This window comes from Streptococcus mitis (assembly GCF_000960025.1).
GTDB lineage: Bacteria > Bacillota > Bacilli > Lactobacillales > Streptococcaceae > Streptococcus > Streptococcus mitis_DH.
The window spans coordinates 136,566-156,614 of sequence record NZ_JYGQ01000003.1 but is presented as its reverse complement, the minus strand read 5'-3'; the positions used below and the strand labels follow the sequence as shown (position 1 = coordinate 156,614).

At 41.1% G+C, this 20,049-nt stretch carries 16 protein-coding genes; 5 read left to right on the top strand and 11 right to left on the bottom strand.

The features are described from left to right. Positions 1-46: 46 nt before the first annotated feature. The 6 genes from TZ91_RS06570 to pbp1b all read right to left on the bottom strand — a co-directional run bounded on the left by TZ91_RS06570 (position 47) and on the right by pbp1b (position 6,802). A complete protein-coding gene (locus tag TZ91_RS06570) occupies positions 47-724 on the bottom strand; it encodes a rhomboid family intramembrane serine protease (RefSeq protein WP_033687455.1) in 678 nt (225 codons plus the stop codon). Further along, on the bottom strand, positions 708-1,247 hold the full coding sequence (locus TZ91_RS06565; RefSeq protein ID WP_033685314.1) for a 5-formyltetrahydrofolate cyclo-ligase: 540 nt from the start codon (positions 1,245-1,247) through the stop codon (positions 708-710). Before TZ91_RS06565 ends, TZ91_RS06570 begins: the two co-directional genes overlap by 17 nt. Before the next feature lie 11 nt (positions 1,248-1,258). Further along, entirely contained in the window at positions 1,259-2,389 is a 1,131-nt protein-coding gene (locus TZ91_RS06560) for an N-acetyldiaminopimelate deacetylase (RefSeq protein WP_033685315.1), read from the bottom strand. A gap of 67 nt (positions 2,390-2,456) precedes the next feature. Then, positions 2,457-3,155 carry a 2,3,4,5-tetrahydropyridine-2,6-dicarboxylate N-acetyltransferase gene (gene dapD, locus TZ91_RS06555; RefSeq protein WP_000127460.1) on the bottom strand — a complete coding sequence of 233 codons (699 nt, stop codon included), beginning with the start codon at positions 3,153-3,155 and terminating at the stop codon, positions 2,457-2,459. A 228-nt stretch (positions 3,156-3,383) separates the two neighbouring features. Continuing rightward, positions 3,384-4,295, bottom strand: a complete 912-nt coding sequence (locus TZ91_RS06550) for a DMT family transporter (protein WP_024056840.1) — start codon at positions 4,293-4,295, stop codon at positions 3,384-3,386. Positions 4,296-4,351: 56 nt separating this feature from the next. Then, positions 4,352-6,802, bottom strand: coding sequence for a penicillin-binding protein PBP1B (gene pbp1b, locus TZ91_RS06545; protein ID WP_020903399.1), 2,451 nt, complete (start codon positions 6,800-6,802; stop codon positions 4,352-4,354). A gap of 141 nt (positions 6,803-6,943) precedes the next feature. Between pbp1b and tyrS the strand changes: the two genes are divergently transcribed. Beyond that, entirely contained in the window at positions 6,944-8,200 is a 1,257-nt protein-coding gene (tyrS, locus tag TZ91_RS06540) for a tyrosine--tRNA ligase (protein WP_033685316.1), read from the top strand. 75 nt (positions 8,201-8,275) lie between these two features. On the opposite strand, the gene TZ91_RS06535 is transcribed toward tyrS, so the two are convergent. Together TZ91_RS06535 and TZ91_RS06530 are read right to left on the bottom strand one after the other, a co-directional pair. After that, entirely contained in the window at positions 8,276-10,339 is a 2,064-nt protein-coding gene (locus TZ91_RS06535) for a heavy metal translocating P-type ATPase (RefSeq protein WP_033685317.1), read from the bottom strand. Between the two features lies 1 nt (position 10,340). Then, a complete protein-coding gene (locus tag TZ91_RS06530) occupies positions 10,341-10,619 on the bottom strand; it encodes a DUF6110 family protein (RefSeq protein ID WP_004258701.1) in 279 nt (92 codons plus the stop codon). 151 nt (positions 10,620-10,770) lie between these two features. Here TZ91_RS06530 and TZ91_RS06525 point away from each other — a divergent pair, with 151 nt between their 5' ends. Beyond that, positions 10,771-11,619 (top strand): methyltransferase domain-containing protein, encoded by an 849-nt coding sequence (locus tag TZ91_RS06525; protein WP_033687457.1) that lies wholly within the window; start codon positions 10,771-10,773, stop codon positions 11,617-11,619. Positions 11,620-11,724: 105 nt separating this feature from the next. On the opposite strand, the gene TZ91_RS10670 is transcribed toward TZ91_RS06525, so the two are convergent. The 3 genes from TZ91_RS10670 to malQ form a co-directional block, all read right to left on the bottom strand. Further along, a complete protein-coding gene (locus TZ91_RS10670; protein ID WP_000265676.1) occupies positions 11,725-11,931 on the bottom strand; it encodes a hypothetical protein in 207 nt (68 codons plus the stop codon). Between the two features lie 233 nt (positions 11,932-12,164). Then, positions 12,165-14,423 (bottom strand): glycogen/starch/alpha-glucan family phosphorylase, encoded by a 2,259-nt coding sequence (gene glgP / locus TZ91_RS06515; RefSeq protein ID WP_033687459.1) that lies wholly within the window; start codon positions 14,421-14,423, stop codon positions 12,165-12,167. Positions 14,424-14,448: 25 nt separating this feature from the next. After that, complete coding sequence (gene malQ, locus TZ91_RS06510; protein ID WP_033687462.1) at positions 14,449-15,966, bottom strand: 4-alpha-glucanotransferase; 1,518 nt, start codon at positions 15,964-15,966, stop codon at positions 14,449-14,451. 475 nt (positions 15,967-16,441) lie between these two features. On the opposite strand from malQ, the gene TZ91_RS06505 reads away from it, so the two are divergent. The 3 genes from TZ91_RS06505 (at position 16,442) to TZ91_RS06495 (ending at position 19,960) form a co-directional block, all read left to right on the top strand. After that, complete coding sequence (locus TZ91_RS06505; protein WP_033687464.1) at positions 16,442-17,713, top strand: extracellular solute-binding protein; 1,272 nt, start codon at positions 16,442-16,444, stop codon at positions 17,711-17,713. Between the two features lie 110 nt (positions 17,714-17,823). Then, positions 17,824-19,116 carry a carbohydrate ABC transporter permease gene (locus TZ91_RS06500; RefSeq protein WP_033687466.1) on the top strand — a complete coding sequence of 431 codons (1,293 nt, stop codon included), beginning with the start codon at positions 17,824-17,826 and terminating at the stop codon, positions 19,114-19,116. Between the two features lies 1 nt (position 19,117). Next, a complete protein-coding gene (locus TZ91_RS06495; protein ID WP_033687467.1) occupies positions 19,118-19,960 on the top strand; it encodes a sugar ABC transporter permease in 843 nt (280 codons plus the stop codon). Positions 19,961-20,049 lie beyond the last annotated feature (89 nt).

The following is a 20,049-nucleotide window of genomic DNA, read 5'->3' as shown; positions in this document are numbered from 1 at the left end:
AAAAATGCCTTATCTTTTTTCATTACACAACTATTATTATAAGCTCTCACAACCCCATTCCCCTGTAGAGAAGCAAGACTGCGAGTCCTACAAACAAGACTACCGCTCCTAACCTCTGGCTGGTACTATACATCCGTCTTTCTCCTCGAACTGGAAAGATAATTGCTAGAAATGCTCCACCAACTGCTCCCCCGATATGGCCTGCTAGGCTGATTCCTGGAATCAGAACACTTCCAATAATATTAACCACAAAAAGTGTCAGATAGGATTGCCCCAACTGCTGGATATAAGGATTACGCGTAGCATAGCGAAGAATGATAATCGCGGCAAATAGCCCATAGAGAGAAGTAGAAGCTCCTGCTGCTAAGGATTTTGGACTAAATACAAAAACAAAGAGATTGCCCATCATTCCAGATAAGAGATAGAGAAAGAAAAACTTCTTGGATCCGAAAATTTCCTCTACTTGTCTACCAAGATAATAAAGGGAAAGCATATTAACAATGAAATGCTCCCAACCAATATGAACAAAAATGGCAGAAAAGAGACGCCAAATTTGCTCAGGAAAGAGGCGAATAGCTGGCCCATACATGGCTCCAAATCGAAATAATGTATCCGCCCTGTCAAAGTTTCCTCCTGTAGTCACCAACATTAGTAAAAACACCAAGGCCGTCACTAAGAGGAAGAAACTCGTCACAGGGTAACGTCTATCAAAGATTTCCTTCATCAATCAGAACCTCCTGAACAGGAATATCATGGTTTTCAGGGATAAAGTCCTGAATTTGACAAGGATATATCGTACTCAAAGTATGACCAGAAAAATGTTTCAGATAGCGATCATAATAACCTCCACCGTATCCTATCCGATATCCTTTCGTCGTAAAAACCAAGCCCGGAACATGAATCAAATCAATCTGAGAGGCATCCACCACTTCCAAATCTCCCTGTGGTTCCAGTAAGCCAAAGGAAGTTTTTACCAACTGTTGCGGATCATAGACTACAAAGTTCATGCGTCCCTTGGGATAAGTTTTGGGTATCAGAACCTTCTTGCCGTCCTTCAGCGCCTGCTCAATCAGTTCCTGCGTTTGAAACTCATGAGGAAAAGAGAGGTAGGTTGCGATGATCTTAGCTTCTTGGTAAAAGGGGTGTTGTAAAAGTCTTTCGGTTAAAGTTTGATCTATAAACTGTTTTTGCTCTTGAGATATAGCCTTCATTTCTCGCAAGACTTGCTTACGTAATTCCGATTTCATAGACAACCCCTCTATTCTGCTGCCTTCTTTTTCAGGAAACTAAAGACCGCATCCACCCCAATAGCTAATGCTTCTTCCTTAGGACTCATCTGAGGGTGATGAAGGGCGTAGGGACTATCAATACCTAGCCAGAACATAACGCCATCAACTTTTGAAAGGAGATAACCAAAGTCTTCACCTGTCATAGCAGGTTCGATATCAATCAACTCAATTCCGTCTTTTTCTTCAAAGAAGTCCATCAGTTCACGCGCCAAGGCTGGATGGTTCTCAACAGGCAGGTAACCACCTTGTTTGAGTTCCACTTCGACTTCCATATCGAAGGCAGCTGCAACCCCTTCTGCAACTGTTTTGACCCGCTTTTGCACCAAGAGACTCATGTCCTGTGTCAAAGCCCGAATAGTTCCATGCAAAAAGGCTGTGTCTGTGATGACATTATTGGTTGTTCCAGCTTGGAAAACTCCAAAGGTCACCACTGCTCCCTCGATTGGGTTGACATTGCGGCTGACAACTGACTGCACCTGGGTCACAAAGTAACTAGCAGCCACCAAAGCGTCATTGGCTTCATGTGGAAAGGCTGCGTGGCCACCTTTGCCTTTGAAACGAATCTTCACCTCACAAGTCCCTGCAAAGAGTGTATGAGTATTGGTCGCAATCTGACCAACCTTCAAATCTGGCCTAACATGAAGGCCATAAAACTGGTCTGGCAACCAGTCTCCAAAAGCGCCATCCTCATACATGAGCATGCCACCAGCTTCATTTTCTTCAGCAGGCTGAAACAAAAAGAGCAGATTGTTCTTTGGTTGCTCCTCAAGGGCTCGCTCAAGGCAGCCCAAGGCAATAGTCATGTGGAAATCATGGCCACAAGCGTGCATACGACCTTGGTGCTGAGAAGCGAAAGGAAGTCCTGTTTGTTCGACGATAGGCAGACCATCAATGTCTGTTCGCCAACCAATGGTACGCTCTGGCTGACTTCCCTGCAAGTAAACCAAAATACCTGTCCGCCAAGTACGAACTTGAACAAACTCCTTGCCCGCAGTCAATTTTTCAATCACATCCAGCAAATAAGCATGAGTCTTGAACTCCTCCAAGCCAATCTCTGGAATCTGGTGCAAATCTCGTCTAGTCTGAATCAAATCTAACATCTATCTATCCTCCGATATAGCAGAAAGAGGCTGGAAGAAGGGTTCCGCCTCTTTATTACTTTTACAATTATAAGGTACGAAGCGCATCCTCTAGCGCTGTTTTTTGTTGGGTTTGGGCATCAATCTCTTTGATAATGCGAGCTGGAACACCTGCTACCACCACGTTTTCTGGGACATCTTGGGTAACAATAGCTCCTGCTGCAACAACTGAACCACTACCGATTTGGACCCCTTCGATAACTACTGCATTGGCACCGATGAGAACATTGTCTCCAACACGGACTGGTTCTGCGCTAGCTGGCTCAATCACACCTGCAAGAACCGCACCTGCACCAACGTGACTGTTTTTCCCAACGATAGCACGGCCACCAAGGATGGCACCCATGTCAATCATAGTTCCTGCACCAATTTCAGCACCGATATTGATAACAGCCCCCATCATGATAACAGCATTGTCTCCAATTTCAACTTGGTCACGGATAATAGCACCTGGCTCGATACGAGCGTTGATAGCACGTTTGTCTAGCAAGGGAACTGCAGAATTGCGAGCATCTTGCTCAACAACATAGTCTTGATTTTCTACCAAACCATCGAGAAGCGGAGCCACGTCCTTCCAGTCTCCGAATAGAACATTTCCTAGTTTGACAACAGAGCTAGGTACAGCAGTTGCGAGTTGTCCCTCAAATGTTACTTTCACACTGGTTTTCTTTTCAGCATTGGCGATAAATTGGATAATTTCTTGAGCGTTCATTTTTGTAGCAGTCATAGGCGCCTCCTAGTTCATTTTAATGATACCTATTCTACCAAAAAAGGCCTCAAATTTGAAGCCTTTTTGTTTGTTTTTAGGTATGATTTTTAGGGATGTGAGATAAAACGTGCTGTCGGTAAAAGCAAGCCCCTACCGATACAACCTAAAAACACTCTTCACAACTATCTCCCCGTGTTTTATTGACTATTCTAGTATAGCACACTTTTAGAATTAAGAAAAGACTTTTTATTTACTTTCTTTCGCTTCTTCTATCGATAGGAAAATCATAGGTAAAATAATCAAGGCCATAGCTAGAAGAAGGGACCAATCCACTACTAAACCTAAAAATAAAACACTCAAAAGGGCAGAAGAGAGAGGTTCACTGGCACTAATAACGGAAACCACCAAAGGAGAAACCAAGGACACAGCCTTCATGGAAATAAAAAAAGCAAAAGCTGTCCCAAAGAAAGCAATAATGAGACAAATCAAGATACTCCAAATATCAGGAGTAAAGGAGAGCTTGTAAACAGGGGAAAGGACATTGCTAAACAAACCTGCCAAAATCATCCCCCACCCAACCGTGGGAACAAAACCATAACGCTTCGCAAAAGGTTGAGGTAAGATAACATTAAACATGACCCCCATGGCACTCAGCAAACCCGTCACAAGTGCTAGTGGTGTCATGGATAATTGAGAGAGATCTCCCTTTGTCGCCATCAGGCAAACACCCAACATGGCAACCAAAACATAAAGAATAGCACTTTTTGACGCTCGTTTTTGATAAACCAAGCGATTGTAAAAGAGGATAAAGACAGGGCTAATAAACTGTAAAATAGTTGCTGTCGCTGCATTAGAATATTCTACGCAGAGGTAGAAAAAATACTGAACTGAAAAAATCCCCAAAATAGCATAGGCTAAAAAGGGTAGGTAATTTTTCTTATCTCGCCAAATATCTAGCACTTGCGATTTTAATTGCACTGCAGACCAAATGAGCACAAGACTCCCTGCCAGTGTCAAACGCATAGAGGTAATCCAGCCAGAGGACACTTGATAATGAGTAAAGAAATATTCTCCTAAAATTCCACAGATTCCCCAGATTAAGCCGGATAGGAGCGAATAAATAGTTCCTTTAACAATCTTTTTCTGATACTGATTCATACCTTTATTGTAACACGAAAGGAAAAAAGAAAAAAGTGGCAATCAATGCCACTTTCCTATCTTCTACTATTTGGTTGTGTAGATGATGAACTTGATGTACTGCTAGAACTACTACTTGAACTTGGTGTAGATGAGAAACTACCAATAATACTTGACCAAGCATTTTGGTAATCTGCTTCACTTCCTCCAATAGCAAAGTGATAGCTTGTCGTAGGAGCTCCCGCCTTATTAGCCCAATAACTCGTTACAGTAGCCCCTGAAAGATCCACCGTTTTTCCATTAACGGATACTTTGCCCGGCTTTTGCCCTGTAGATTTGAGGACCTGAGATTGGGTCACACTAGAATCAAGATTAAAGCGTTCATTGCCCCAAACACCAGGCTCAGCCTGTTGGATAGCATTGACCAAGTAAGCCATATATTTGGCATTTCGATAATGCCCAGCCCCCTTAGCCATCGGGCGGTTGTCATCATGCCCTAGCCAACCACCTAGAGTCAATCTTGGTGTTGACAGCATGAGCCACATATTTTCATCTTCATTAGTTGTACCAGTCTTACCAATCCAGTCTGCACGAGCTAAGCTTGAATTGATAGAAGCCAAATCCGTTTGGAAACTTGAAGTGATTCGAGATGAAATCACCTCACGAAGCAAACTCTGCATAATTGTTGCCGTTGCCTTCGAGTACACTTGAACTGGTTTGTCTTGGAATTCATAGATTACTCTACCATCAGATGATTCAATCTTAGAAATCACATGTTTCTGATGATAAACACCGTTATTAGCAATTGTTTGATAACCATTGGTATGCTGGGCAACTGTGACTTCAATACCACCGCCCATAGGCAGACTTTCGATACCGTACTCCGGAATCTCGTAACCCATTTTCTCCATATAGCCCTTGACATCAACACCCTTCTCACGAAGCATACGATAGGTCCAATAGGCTGGGATATTCCATGAATAGTTCAAGGCTTCTCCCAAAGTCATCATGCCTGTACCTGGACTATTTACATACATGATAGGATTTCCATTAGAGAATTTTGTTGGATAATTGGACAAGATACTAGCGCTTCCCATCAAACCTTGATCAATGGCAATACCGTAGGCCAACAAAGGCTTGGTTGTAGAGGCTGGCGAACGCTTGGTGTCGAAGGCGTGATTGTTTTGGTTGGTCTGGTAATTACGACCACCAACAAAGCCTAGAACAGCCCCCGTTTTATTGTCCATCAAAACATTCCCTACTTCAGGCTGCCCAGTCGAATCATCTACCAAATGACCATAGTTAGCAACTGCATTTTGCATAGCGTTATGGATTTTTTTATTGATCGTTGTAGTAATTTTGTAACCGCCATTACTTAGTTCCTGCTCAGCTCGCTCATGATAGGCCTTTTGAATCGACTCGTTTTTCAACTCTTGGCTAGAGACATTGTCCTGTTGAACTAAATAATCATACATACGGTCTGTCGCTTCAGCCATAGCTGTAAAGTAGAGATAATCCCTCGAAACAGCATTGACAGTTCCTGATGGCAAGAAATCTTGCTTGAGATTATAATCCTTGTACTGGTCGTATTCTTCCTGAGTCAGAGCACCCGTACGGTACATGTTGTAGAGAACATCCTTGGCCCGCTTCAAACCAAGTTCTAAGTCTTCATCACTCTTTAACTCTCCAGTATTTTCATAAGGGGAATAAGTAATCGGACTCTGTGGCAAACCTGCTAGGAAGGCAGCTTGGGGAATACTCAGCTTGTTGGCATCGATACCGAAAATCCCTTCAGCAGCTTGCTGGGCACCTGCAATATTCTGCCCTTTATGATTTCGACCAAAGGGAGCAACATTGAGATAAGCAGTCAAGATTTCATCCTTACTCATGCTGCGTTCCAAGGCAAGGGCATCAACAATTTCTGTAGCCTTACGAGCCAAAGTCGGAGCATCTCCAACCACTTGTTGTTTGATTAACTGTTGGGTCAAGGTCGAGCCCCCGCTAGATGAGCCCAAACCTGCAAAGGTTCCCAAAGTCGCCCGAATCACAGCTTTTGGCACAACCCCATTATGTTCAAGAAAATGTTCGTCCTCAGTTGCAACGATAGCCTTTTTGAGATTGTCCGATATTTCCTCAGATGAGACAGAAGTTCTCAGTAAATCACTCTCGATAGAAGCAATGACACTCCCATCTGCGTAAACAATTTCTGAGATGGAAGAAATATTTTTAACCTGCTTGACCAAGTCCTCCGATTGGGGAACCTTGGCCTTGTCAAACAAAGCAACTCCATAACCAAGAGCTACACCAGCACCAAAAAGCCCACCGATAAAGCCTAGAATAAAGAGAGTATTCAAAATTCCCTTGATAACAACTAAAATGCTACCTAGGATAGCCAGAACTTTCCCACCTGTCCCATCCGACTGCTTCTCTTCTGAGACTTTCTCTGATTTTTTATGATTTATTTTTGATTTTACTAGCTGGAAAAATTCCAGCATTTTTTGTTTTAATTCATTTAATTGATTTTGCATGGATTTCCTCACTGTAACTATTATACCATAAAAGGTAAACTTTCAATAAAATAGCCACTTTCTTCCCTATTCTACTAGGCTATTGCCCAAGTTTGTGATACAATAGGTAGAAACAATATTTTTAAAAAGGAGAAAAGACACATGCACATTTTTGATGAGCTAAAAGAGCGTGGTTTGATTTTTCAAACGACTGATGAAGAAGCTTTGCGTAGAGCCCTAGAAGAAGGTCAAGTTTCTTATTATACTGGCTACGATCCAACTGCTGACAGCCTTCACCTAGGCCATCTTGTCGCAATCTTGACAAGTCGTCGCTTGCAACTAGCAGGTCACAAACCTTATGCGCTCGTTGGCGGTGCTACAGGTCTCATTGGAGATCCGTCCTTCAAAGATGCTGAACGTAGTCTCCAAACAAAAGACACAGTAGATGGCTGGGTCAAGTCTATCCAAGGACAACTTTCTCGTTTTCTTGACTTTGAAAATGGCGAAAACAAGGCTGTCATGGTCAACAACTACGACTGGTTTGGCAGCATCAGCTTCATTGACTTCCTCCGTGATATCGGAAAATACTTCACTGTCAACTACATGATGAGCAAGGAGTCTGTGAAAAAACGGATTGAAACAGGGATTTCTTACACTGAGTTTGCCTACCAAATCATGCAAGGTTACGATTTCTTCGTCCTTAACCAAGACTACAACGTTACCCTTCAAATCGGTGGTTCTGACCAGTGGGGAAATATGACAGCTGGTACCGAATTGCTTCGTCGTAAGGCTGACAAGACTGGCCACGTTATCACTGTTCCATTGATCACAGATGCAACTGGTAAGAAATTTGGTAAATCAGAAGGAAACGCAGTCTGGCTCAATCCTGAAAAGACTTCCCCATACGAAATGTACCAATTCTGGATGAACGTTATGGACGCTGACGCTGTTCGCTTCTTGAAAATCTTTACTTTCTTGTCACTTGATGAGATTGAAGATATCCGCAAGCAGTTTGAAGCAGCTCCACACGAACGCTTGGCTCAAAAAGTCTTGGCTCGTGAAGTCGTAACACTTGTTCACGGCGAAGAAGCTTACAAAGAAGCCCTCAACATCACTGAGCAACTCTTTGCAGGAAACATCAAAAACCTTTCTGTCAAAGAGCTCAAACAAGGACTTCGTGGAGTACCAAACTACCAAGTACAAGCAGACGAAAACCACAATATCGTGGAACTCCTCGTGGCATCTGGTGTGGTCAACTCAAAACGCCAAGCCCGTGAAGACGTCCAAAACGGAGCTATCTACGTCAACGGTGACCGCATCCAAGACCTTGACTATGTCTTGAGTGACGCTGATAAGTTAGAGAACGAACTGACTGTTATCCGTCGCGGCAAGAAGAAATATTTTGTATTGACTTACTAAACTGTTCAACATTTACCTATAAAAAAGGAGTTAACCTCGAGAAAGGTAACTCCTTTTTGTTGTTGATAACCACATCTATCTAGCCTTAATAGACAGGCTACGCAGGACTATGCGCAAGGTTGTTAGATTATGTAAGATAGAGAGATTTGAAGGACTGAGCCAATTAAATAAGCCAAAGCCAATCAAACTACTATTTACTACAACGGTATCTTGAATATTCTTCTTGATGAGTGTTTGCAAAGATGATGATAGCCAATCCAACTCTTGGAAGAAATCCAAACGATTATCTAACAATAAGATATCGCTCATCTGCTTAGAAATATCTGCACTCTCATTCATCACCACACCGATATCTGATAGGGTTAGAGCAGCTGAGTCATTCAAGCCATCTCCAACCATCAAAATAGTGTGACCTGCTTTCTGCAGTTCCTCTACTAGCTCAAATTTCCCATCAGGTTTCAAGTCTGTATAGACCTGATCAAAGGGCAAATCTTTGACTAATTCCTCTGTTCTAACCAAGGTGTCCCCTGTTGCCAGAATCAATTTTTTCCCTTGTGCCTTAAGTTTCTCCAAGGCTGCTTTTGCTTCTTTTCTCAACGGAGTATGAATACAGAACATTCCAATCAATTCATTCTGATAAGCCAAGAATAAGAGATTATAGTGACTCTTGTACTCTTCAATTAAAGCATTTTGTTCTGAATTGATATGAATTTGCTCATCCTGCATCAAGACATAATTTCCAATAAGAACTGGTTGCCCATCTATATGAGATTTAATCCCCTTGCTTGCGATATATTGGAGTTTCCCATGCATTTCCTCATGTTCAATTCCCTCTATCTCAGCTTGCTTGACGATGGCATTAGCAATAGGATGATAAATGTGTTCCTCAAGACAGGCACTGATTCTGAGAATATCTTCCTCACTATAGTCCCCAAAAGGTAACACCTTTTCAACTATAGGATAACTAGTTGTGATTGTTCCCGTCTTATCAAACAAGAAAGTATCAACTTCCAGATATTTCTCCAGAACATCCCCATCCTTAATCACCATTTCACGATTCAACCCCTCCTTGATAGCTGTCAAATAAGCTACAGGAGTAGAGATTTTCAAAGCGCAGGAGAAATCGACCAATAGGAAAGAAATAGCCTTAGAAAAAGAACCTGTCAATAGGTAAGTCAGCCCAGCTCCCAAGAAATTATATTTGACGACCTTATCCGCCATCTTGATGAAATAGCGTTGTTTCGTTTTCTTGTTTTCTTCAGATTTCTTCATCAACTCAATCAGTTGTAAAATCCGGCTGTTCATCTGATTATCGGTTACACGAATGCGTAACTCTCCAGTTTCTAATACTGTATTTGCACAAACTAAATCAGACTCTCTTTTTTCAACTGGAAAACTCTCTCCCGTCAAGGAACTTTCGTTGACCATACCTAAACCTGAAACTACTTGTCCATCAAACAGAATTTCATTTCCTTGAGATAGGACCAAGACATCTCCTATTTGAACATCAGAACTCTTGATACTAACAACCGTATCGCCCTGTACTAGGAATACATCGCTCTCTTTTGCAAGAAGGCTTTGTTCTAGATCTGTTGCAGTTTTTTTCAAGGACCACTGATCTAAATGATTCCCCAAATCAAGCATAAACATGATATTGCTAGCTGTCTTGGATTGGTTCATAAACAAGGACAATAAAATCGCCGAACAGTCTAAGACCTCCATCGTTAGCTCCTTACACGCTAGAGTCTGATAGGCTTCTCTAATATAGCCAAAAGCCTGATAACAAGTCCATATATAGCGAATAGGATACGGCACAAAACTACGAAAAAGTACACGCTTAATCGCTGCACCTGAAACAATAGAATAAGCACTCTCTTCTCTACGAATGGGAAGAGTCATCAACTCAGAAACTTTCCCTTTATCAATTCTTTTTAAAAAGGCTTCTGCATTATCTAATACAGAAAAGCCTTCTTTTATGCGTAGAGTAAAGTGCTGTTGATCCATGTAAAACTGGATAGACTCAATTCCCTTTTCATCTCTCGCCAAGGAACGAAGATAGTCTTGAATATCCAAGGTGAGTGAAAAAGAAGATGATAGTCGGATATGTTGGTATCCTCTATGTAGCACTTTAAAAGACATATTATTCTCCTATAAGGCTATCTAATTGCTCTTCTTTTTTCTCTTGCTCGTACAAATATTTGGCATCTTGCAAGACATCGTCTCCATGTTGTTTCATAACAGAAACAGATGCATCTAGCCCGTCTTTCAACTTGTAAGCCTTAGCCAAAGCTTTAGAATAACCTTTTTTAGCTTCCTTACTTGCCAAGATTTTCAAACCAAGGGTACCAAATGCGACACCACCCAAAAAGAGTGATGATTTTTTCGCAACTTTTGCAACGGTTAGTACTTCTTTTAACATACTTATTTCCTCCTTATCATTATTATATAGCAATTTAGATATAAAAGCAATTTCATTCCATAAATTGGAGAATTAGTTTTATTTCTACTGAATCTCCCATCTACTTATTCCTAAAGTTGCTTTCATTTGCCTCTTTTGATACACTTAAACTATGAATACAAATCTCAAACCCAAACTTCAGCGTTTTGCTTCTGCGACTACCTTTGCCTGTCCTATCTGTCAAGAAAATCTGACTCTGGTAGAGAGTAGTCTCAAATGTAGCAATCGCCATTCTTGTGACTTGGCGAAATTCGGCTATGTCAATCTAGCCCCTCAAATCAAGCAATCTGCTAACTATGACAAGGAAAATTTTCAAAACCGTCAACAAATCCTAGAAGCCGGCTTTTATCAAGCTATTCTAGAGGCTGTATCTGACTTGCTAGCCAGTTCAGAAACTAGCACCACAGTCTTAGATATCGGTTGTGGCGAAGGATTCTATTCTCGCAAACTCCAAGAAAGTCATCCTGACAAAACCTTCTATGCCTTTGACATCTCCAAAGATTCCGTCCAAATCGCTGCTAAGAGCGAACCCGATTGGGCAGTCAATTGGTTTGTTGGCGACTTAGCTCGCCTCCCTATAAAAGACGCTAGCATGGATATCCTGCTTGATATCTTTTCCCCTGCCAACTATGGAGAATTTCGTCGCGTTTTATCCAAAGACGGTATCTTGATAAAGGTTATTCCAACTAAAAATCACCTCAAGGAAATCCGTCAGAAGGTACAAGACCAGCTGACAAACAAGGACTATTCCAACCAAGATATCAAAAATCATTTCCAAGAACACTTTACCATCCTATCAAGTAAAACTGCCTCTCTGACTAAGACTATCACAGCAGATCAGCTCCAATCCCTACTCAGCATGACGCCCCTACTCTTTCACGTCGACCAGACCAAGATTGACTGGAGCCAACTGACAGAGATTACTATTGAGGCTGAGATTCTAGTTGGGAGAGTACTATAATTGACACAAAAAACCGCATTTCAAGAAGATCTGCGGTTTTAAATTTCAATTTTTAAACTATCGTTCCCAAAAGTCTTAAACATTTAAAGCTTTTAGCTTCTCCATTTATTTTCGATTCGAAATAAAAAACTTATCAATAAATAGCAAGTGGAATAAGGCAAGTGTAATTCCCGATAAGCACCCATGATAAGAGATTTCTTGATGGGTAAGGGGGTAAAGATTACTATTACCCGCCAAGAGGCATGTTAAAATAACAAATAGAATCCAAAATAAATCCGTCCATTTATATTTTGAAAAATATTTTTTCCACATAAGAACACCTTCTTTCCTATAATCATATTATAATACTTTATGTAAGCGAATACAAGGAATATGAGGTAATCAACTACAAAGAAACATGAGGTTGAAAGAGAATGTTAAACCTTCAATTCGTCTATGATTTCTCTTCTTTTAAGACAAGATTGAGCCAAATCCACAGTATTCAAAAAAAGCGAATTTCAATCGAAATTCGCTTTTTACAAATCTTATTAGTATAAATTTGTAGCTTAGTTCAAGTGCCAGATATCCTCGTTATACTGAGCGATTGTACGGTCAGATGAGAAGAACCCTGCTTTAGAAATGTTAACGATAACTTTATCCAACCATGCGTCACGGTCTTCGTAGTCAGCAAGCATTTGCTCTTTGACTTTGATGTAGTCTTCCAAGTCAAGAAGAGTCATGAACCAGTCTTTGTTGATCAATTCATTGTAAAGACGTTCCAAGCGCTCTTTGTTTCCAGCTGCAAGAACTGCATCGCTAACGATGAAGTCAACCAATGGTTTGATAGCTTCACGAGCGTAGAATTCGCTTGATTTGTAAGCTACTTTTGCGTAAAGGTCGATAACAGTTTCTGAATCTTCACCGAAGATGTAGATGTTTTCATCGCCAACCAACTCAGCGATTTCCACGTTAGCTCCGTCCATAGTACCAAGAGTCAAAGCTCCGTTCAACATGAATTTCATGTTACCAGTACCTGAAGCTTCTTTAGAAGCAAGTGAGATTTGTTCTGAGATATCACATGCTGGGATAAGGAAGCTTGCTGCAGTAACGTTGTAGTTTTCAACCATAACTACTTGCAAGTGTGGAGCTACTGCTGGATCGTTAGCAATAACTTCTGACATGCAAAGGATCAAGTGAATGATGTCTTGAGCGATTGTGTAGGCTGGAGCTGCTTTACCACCAAAGAAGATTGTGATTGGGCGAGCAGGGATGTTACCAGCTTTGATGTCAAGGTATTTGTGGATTACGTACAAAGCGTTCATTTGTTGGCGTTTGTACTCGTGAAGACGTTTGATTTGAATGTCAAAGATAGAGTTTGGATTGATTTCCACACCTTGGTGTTCTTTCAAGTGACGAGCTAATTTACGTTTGTTGTGAGCCTTGATGCTTTCCAATTTTTCTTTGACAGCTGCTTTGTCTTCATAAGACAAGAGTTTCTCAAGCTCATCAGCTTCATGGTGCCAACCTTCTCCAAGAATCTCATCCAAGTAGTGAGACAAGCTTGGGTTAGCATGCATGAGCCAACGACGGAAAGTGATACCATTTGTTTTGTTGTTGAATTTTTCTGGGTAAAGGTCGTAGAAAGCTTTCAACTCAGAATTTTTCAAGATTTCAGTGTGAAGTGCTGCAACCCCGTTAACGCTGTATCCGTAGTGGATATCCATGTGGGCCATGTGAACACGTCCGCTCTCATCGATAATTTGAACAGCTGGATCTTTTACTTCTGCTTTCACACGACGGTCCAATTCTTCGATGATTGGTACCAAGTGAGGAACCACTTCTTGCAAGAATTCAAGAGGCCATTTTTCAAGGGCTTCAGCAAGGATTGTGTGGTTAGTGTAGGCAGTCATGCTACGAACGATTGAGATTGCTTCGTCAAGTTCGATACCACGAGCAGTCAAAAGACGGATCAATTCAGGGATAACCATTGATGGGTGAGTATCATTGATTTGTACAACTGCGTAGTCAGCAAGGTCATGCAAGTTGCTTCCTTTTTCGATTGCTTCGTCGATGATCAATTGCGCACCGTTTGAAACCATGAAGTATTGTTGGAAGATACGGAGCAATTCACCTTGACGGTCACTATCATCTGGGTAAAGGAAAAGAGTCAAGTTGCGAGCGATATCTGTCTTGTCAAAGTTGATACCGTCTTTAATGATTGAAGAGTCAACTGAATCCAAGTCAAACAAACGCAAGCGGTTCTTCGTTTCTGTCTTGTAACCAGGTACATCGATATCGTAAAGAGTTGATGTCAATGTGAAGTGAGCAAATGGTACTTGGTAGCTACGGCTTGAGCGAACCAACCAGTTTTGCTCTGTCAACCATGCGTTTGGAATTGTTTCTTGTTGGTTATTTTTAAGAACTTGTTGGAAAAGACCGTAGTGGTAGTTAAGACCAACACCGTCACCGTTCAAACCAAGAGTAGCAATTGAGTCGATAAAGCAGGCAGCCAAACGTCCCAAACCACCATTACCAAGAGATGGTTCCAATTCAACTTCTTCAACTTCAATCAAGTCTTTACCTGCAGCTGCAAGTTCTTTTTTAACATCGTCGTAAAGACCAAGATTGATCAAGTTGTTTGACAAAAGTTTACCAATCAAGAACTCAGCTGAGATGTAGTAAACTTTTTTCTTACCAGTGTTAACTGGTTTTTGACTACTTGCAAGCTTGCTGTAGTTAAGAAGAGCCAGGTAAAGCTCTTCATTGCTACATTCTGCAATGGTTTTATTGTAACGATTTTGTACAAATTCTTGTAGTGATAACATGTTTAAGGTGTCTCCTGATATTGTATTATTTCTTTAATTCTACCAAATTTTCATTGATTCGGCGATAGATTGTTGTCAAGTCAAGCAAGCCTTCCTCGACAGCTGGTGTCAATTGATCTTCAGTCATACGCCAAGACCAGTTTCCACCAAGAGTAGATGGGAAGTTCATACGAGCTGCCTCATCCAATTCTAGCAAATCTTGCATAGTTGCAATTGCCATGAAGCTAACTGATGAAAAGACTGTACGAAGCATAGCATGTGGCACTGTTTCGTATTCTTTACGGTTAGTGTAGCGAGCCATGTATTCACGAGTCGCATCATCGATCTCGTTACGGTACCAACCAAGGACCGTATTGTTATCGTGTGTTCCTGTATACATAACTGAGTTAGCAGGTGCCAAGTGTGGGCTGTCGATACTTTCGTCTTCTGGGTTGAAGGCAAATTGAAGAATTTTCATTCCTGGGAAGCCAGTGCGTTCACGCAACTCGATCACTTCATCAGTCATGAAGCCAAGGTCTTCAGCGATGATGTTTAGCTCACCAAGTTCTTCCTTAACAGCTGCAAAAAGCTTGTAGCCAGGACCTTTGACCCACTCACCAGGTGCTGCTGTATCGGAACCAGCAGGGATTTCCCAGTAAGATTCGAAGCCACGGAAGTGGTCGATACGAACGATATCGTAGATTTTGAAGCTTTCACGCAAGCGTTCAATCCACCATTTGTAGCCGTCTTTGTCCATTGCTTCCCAGTCATAGATTGGGTTACCCCAAAGCTGACCAGTTGCAGAAAACTCATCTGGTGGGCATCCTGCGATGCAAGTCGCCTTACCGTTGACATCTGTCTTGAAGAGATGTGGATTTGCCCACATATCGCTTGAATCTTCCGCTACGTAGATTGGCATGTCCCCAACGATTTCGATGTGGTTGTCGTTAGCGTAAGCTTTCAATTTCAACCATTGTTGGAAGAAGAAGTATTGAGTCACACGGTGGTAAACCAACTTATCTGCCAATTGCTCACGGTAGCTTTCAAGTGCTGAAGCTTTACGAGCACGAGCATCTGCATCTGGCCATTCAGTCCAAGCAAGATTGTCAAAATTCTCTTTGATAGCCATATACTCTGCAAAGAGTTCAAGCCATGATTGGTTGTCTTGAGCAAATTTCTCAAAATCTTTAACATCTCCTACTTCCAAGAAACGTTTTACCGCTTTTTCTAAAAGAGGACGACGTGCATAGTAGATTTTCGCATAGTCAACTTCAGACGCATCGCTACCAAAGTCAACTCCTTCAAGGTCACTTGCTTGCAACAAGCCTTGTTCCACCAAGATATCCAAATCGATAAAATGAGTGTTTCCTGCGAAGGCTGAGAAAGACTGGTAAGGAGAATCTCCGTAACTAGTTGTTCCTAGTGGAAGGATTTGCCAGTAACGTTGTTTTGTACGAACCAAGAAATCAACGAAGTCGTAAGCACTTTTACCAAATGATCCGATTCCGTATGCCCCTGGAAGAGAAGAAATGTGCATCAACACACCACTTTGACGTTTTTTCATAATAAGCACCTCATGTGTTTATAGTTAGATATTACATTTTTACGAACGCAAACGTTTGCGCTATTACTTAGTATAGCTCATTTTCTTGATAAATGCAAGCGATTTTAAATAACTTTTTTGATTATTTTTTAAAAATTTTTTCTTTGTACTCGCATATATATTCTCCTTTCAACTGATAATATAGTATTGTCAATCTTCCTTACCCTATTTTACAAAATTAAACATACACTTACTTTAATCTTTTATAATTAATTAAAGCAATCGTTTTCGCTATCTTACCAACCCTGTATTTAAACATTTTTTATTATTTCTACTATTAAGAGGCAATAAAACGTTTTCTTTCCCTATAAAATTTTTAAATTTTTTTACAAAAAACACTTGCAACCGCTTTCTATTTGTGCTATACTAGTCCCATAAAGGAAAACGTTTGCGTTTCCTCATTATAAAATTTGTTATTCTTTAGGAGGAATACACTATGTCATCTAAATTCATGAAAAGCGCTGCTGTGCTTGGAACTGCTACACTTGCTAGCTTGCTTTTGGTAGCTTGCGGAAGCAAAACTGCTGATAAGCCTGCTGATTCTGGTTCATCTGAAGCGAAAGAAATCACTTTCTACGTTGAAGATCAATATAAAGCATTTGCTGAATCAGCTGCAAAAGCTTACGAAAAAGAAGCTGGCGTAAAAGTTACCATCAAAACAGGAGACCAAATGGGTGGGCTTGACAAACTTTCTCTTGACAACCAATCAGGTCAAGCTGCTGACGTTATGATGGCTCCATACGACCGTGTAGGTAGCCTTGGTACTGACGGACAACTCTCAGAAGTGAAATTGAGCGACGGTGCTAAAACAGATGATAAAACTAAATCTCTTGTGACGGCTGCTGATGGTAAAGTTTACGGTGCTCCTGCTGTTATCGAGTCACTTGTTATGTACTACAACAAAGACTTGGTAAAAGAAGCTCCAAAAACTTTTGCTGACTTAGAAAACCTTGCTAAAGATAGCAAATATGCCTTCGCTGGAGAAGATGGAAAAACTTCTGCTTTCCTAGCTGACTGGACAAACTTCTACTATGCATATGGACTTCTTGCTGGTAACGGTGCTTACGTATTCGGACAAAACGGTAAAGACGCTAAAGATATCGGTCTTGCAAACGACGGTTCTATCGCAGGTATCAACTACGCTAAATCTTGGTATGAAAAATGGCCTAAAGGTATGCAAGATACTGAAGGTGCTGGCAACTTAATCCAAACTCAATTCCAAGAAGGTAAAACAGCTGCTATCATCGACGGACCTTGGAAAGCTCAAGCCTTTAAAGATGCTAAAGTAAACTACGGTGTTGCAACTATCCCAACTCTTCCAAATGGAAAAGAATATGCTGCATTCGGTGGTGGTAAAGCTTGGATTATCCCATCAAGCACTAAGAACCTTGAAGGCGCTCAAAAATTTGTAGACTTCCTTGTTTCAACTGAAGAACAAAAAGCCTTCTACGATACAACTAACGAAATCCCAGCTAACACTGAAGCTCGTACATATGCTGAAGGTAAAAATGATGAGTTGACAACAGCTGTTATCAAACAGTTCAAGAACGCTCAACCAATGCCAAATATCTCTCAAATGTCTGCAGTTTGGGATCCAGCGAAAACTATGCTCTTTGATGCTGTAAGTGGTAAGAAAGATGCGAAAACAGCTGCTAACGACGCTGTAACATTGATCAAAGAAACAATCAAACAAAAATTTGGTGAATAAAAAATTTGTTCAAGGGGGGTGGAAATCAAATCCCCCTTTGAATTTATCAATCAAAAACATATATAGTTTAGGTTTTAATTAGAAACCAGTATCCTATGAAAGGAGTTATTATGGAAAAGCAACAACCTAGTAAAGCAGCTCTGCTGTCTATCATTCCTGGGTTAGGACAGATTTACAATAAACAAAAATCCAAAGGTTTTATATTCCTTGGTGTAACCATCGTATTTGTCCTTTACTTCCTAGCACTTGCAGCCCCTGAATTGAGCAATCTCATCACTCTTGGTGACAAACCAGGTCGTGATAATTCCCTCTTTATGCTGATTCGTGGTGCCTTCCATTTAATCTTTGTAGTTGTTTATGTACTCTTTTATTTCGCAAATATCAAAGATGCACATACAACTGCCAAACACATTAACAATGGCATACCAGTAGCACTTACCTTTAAAGAAATGATCAAAGGAATCTATGAAAATGGTTTCCCTTACCTCTTGATCATTCCATCTTATGTTGCCATGACTTTTGCGATTATATTCCCGGTTATCGTAACCTTGATGATCGCCTTTACCAACTATGACTTCCAGCACTTGCCACCAAACAAATTGTTGGACTGGGTTGGTTTGACCAACTTTACGAACATCTGGAGTTTGAGTACCTTCCGTTCTGCCTTTGGTGCCGTTCTTTCTTGGACTATCATCTGGGCTTTGGCTGCCTCAACTTTACAGATCGTCATCGGTATCTTCACAGCTATCATTGCTAACCAACCATTTATCAAAGGAAAACGTATCTTTGGTGTTATTTTCCTTCTTCCTTGGGCTGTTCCAGCCTTCATCACTATCTTGACATTCTCAAATATGTTTAACGATAGTGTCGGAGCCATCAACACTCAAGTATTGCCAATCTTAGCTAAATTCCTTCCTTTCCTTGATGGTACTCTTATTCCTTGGAAAACAGACCCAACTTGGACTAAGATTGCCTTGATTATGATGCAGGGTTGGCTTGGATTCCCATACATCTACGTTTTGACTTTAGGTATCTTACAATCTATCCCTAACGACCTTTACGAAGCAGCTTATATTGACGGTGCCAATGCTTGGCAAAAATTCCGTAACATCACTTTCCCAATGATCTTGGCTGTTGCGGCACCTACTTTGATTAGCCAATATACCTTCAACTTTAACAACTTCTCTATCATGTACCTCTTCAATGGTGGAGGTCCTGGTAGTGTCGGAGGGGGAGCTGGTTCAACTGATATCTTGATCTCATGGATCTACCGTTTGACAACAGGTACATCTCCTCAATACTCAATGGCGGCAGCTGTTACCTTGATTATCTCTATCATTGTCATCTCAATCTCTATGATCGCATTCAAGAAACTACACGCATTTGATATGGAGGACGTCTAAGATGAATAACTCAATTAAACTCAAACGTAGACTGACTCAAACCCTTACTTACCTCTACTTAATTGGCCTATCAATCGTGATTATCTATCCACTTTTGATTACCATCATGTCAGCCTTTAAAGCAGGTAACGTCGCGGCCTTTAAACTCGATACTAACATCGACCTCAATTTTGATAACTTTAAAGGACTCTTTACTGAAACCCTATACGGTACTTGGTATCTCAACACTTTGATTATCGCCTTAATTACTATGGCTGTTCAAACAAGTATTATCGTACTTGCTGGTTATGCTTACAGCCGTTACAACTTCTTGGCTCGTAAACAAAGTTTGGTCTTCTTCTTGATTATCCAAATGGTGCCAACCATGGCCGCTTTGACAGCCTTCTTCGTTATGGCACTTATGTTGAACGCCCTTAACCACAGCTGGTTCCTCATCTTCCTCTACGTTGGTGGTGGTATCCCGATGAATGCTTGGCTCATGAAAGGCTACTTCGATACAGTGCCAATGTCTCTAGACGAATCTGCAAAACTAGACGGTGCAGGACACTTCCGCCGCTTCTGGCAAATTGTTCTTCCACTTGTTCGCCCAATGGTTGCCGTACAAGCTCTCTGGGCCTTCATGGGACCTTTTGGAGACTATATCCTTTCTAGTTTCTTGCTTCGTGAGAAAGAATACTTTACTGTTGCCGTAGGTCTCCAAACCTTCGTTAGCAATGTGAAAAACTTGAAGATTGCCTACTTCTCAGCAGGTGCTATCCTCATTGCCCTTCCAATCTGTATTCTCTTCTTCTTCCTACAAAAGAACTTTGTTTCAGGACTTACAAGTGGTGGCGACAAGGGATAATTTATCCCCGCCACCCTTTTTCATTTTAAAACTTGTTACTGTAAAACTATCCTTGTAGCAAGCAATTTATCTCCTAGACTTGAAATAAA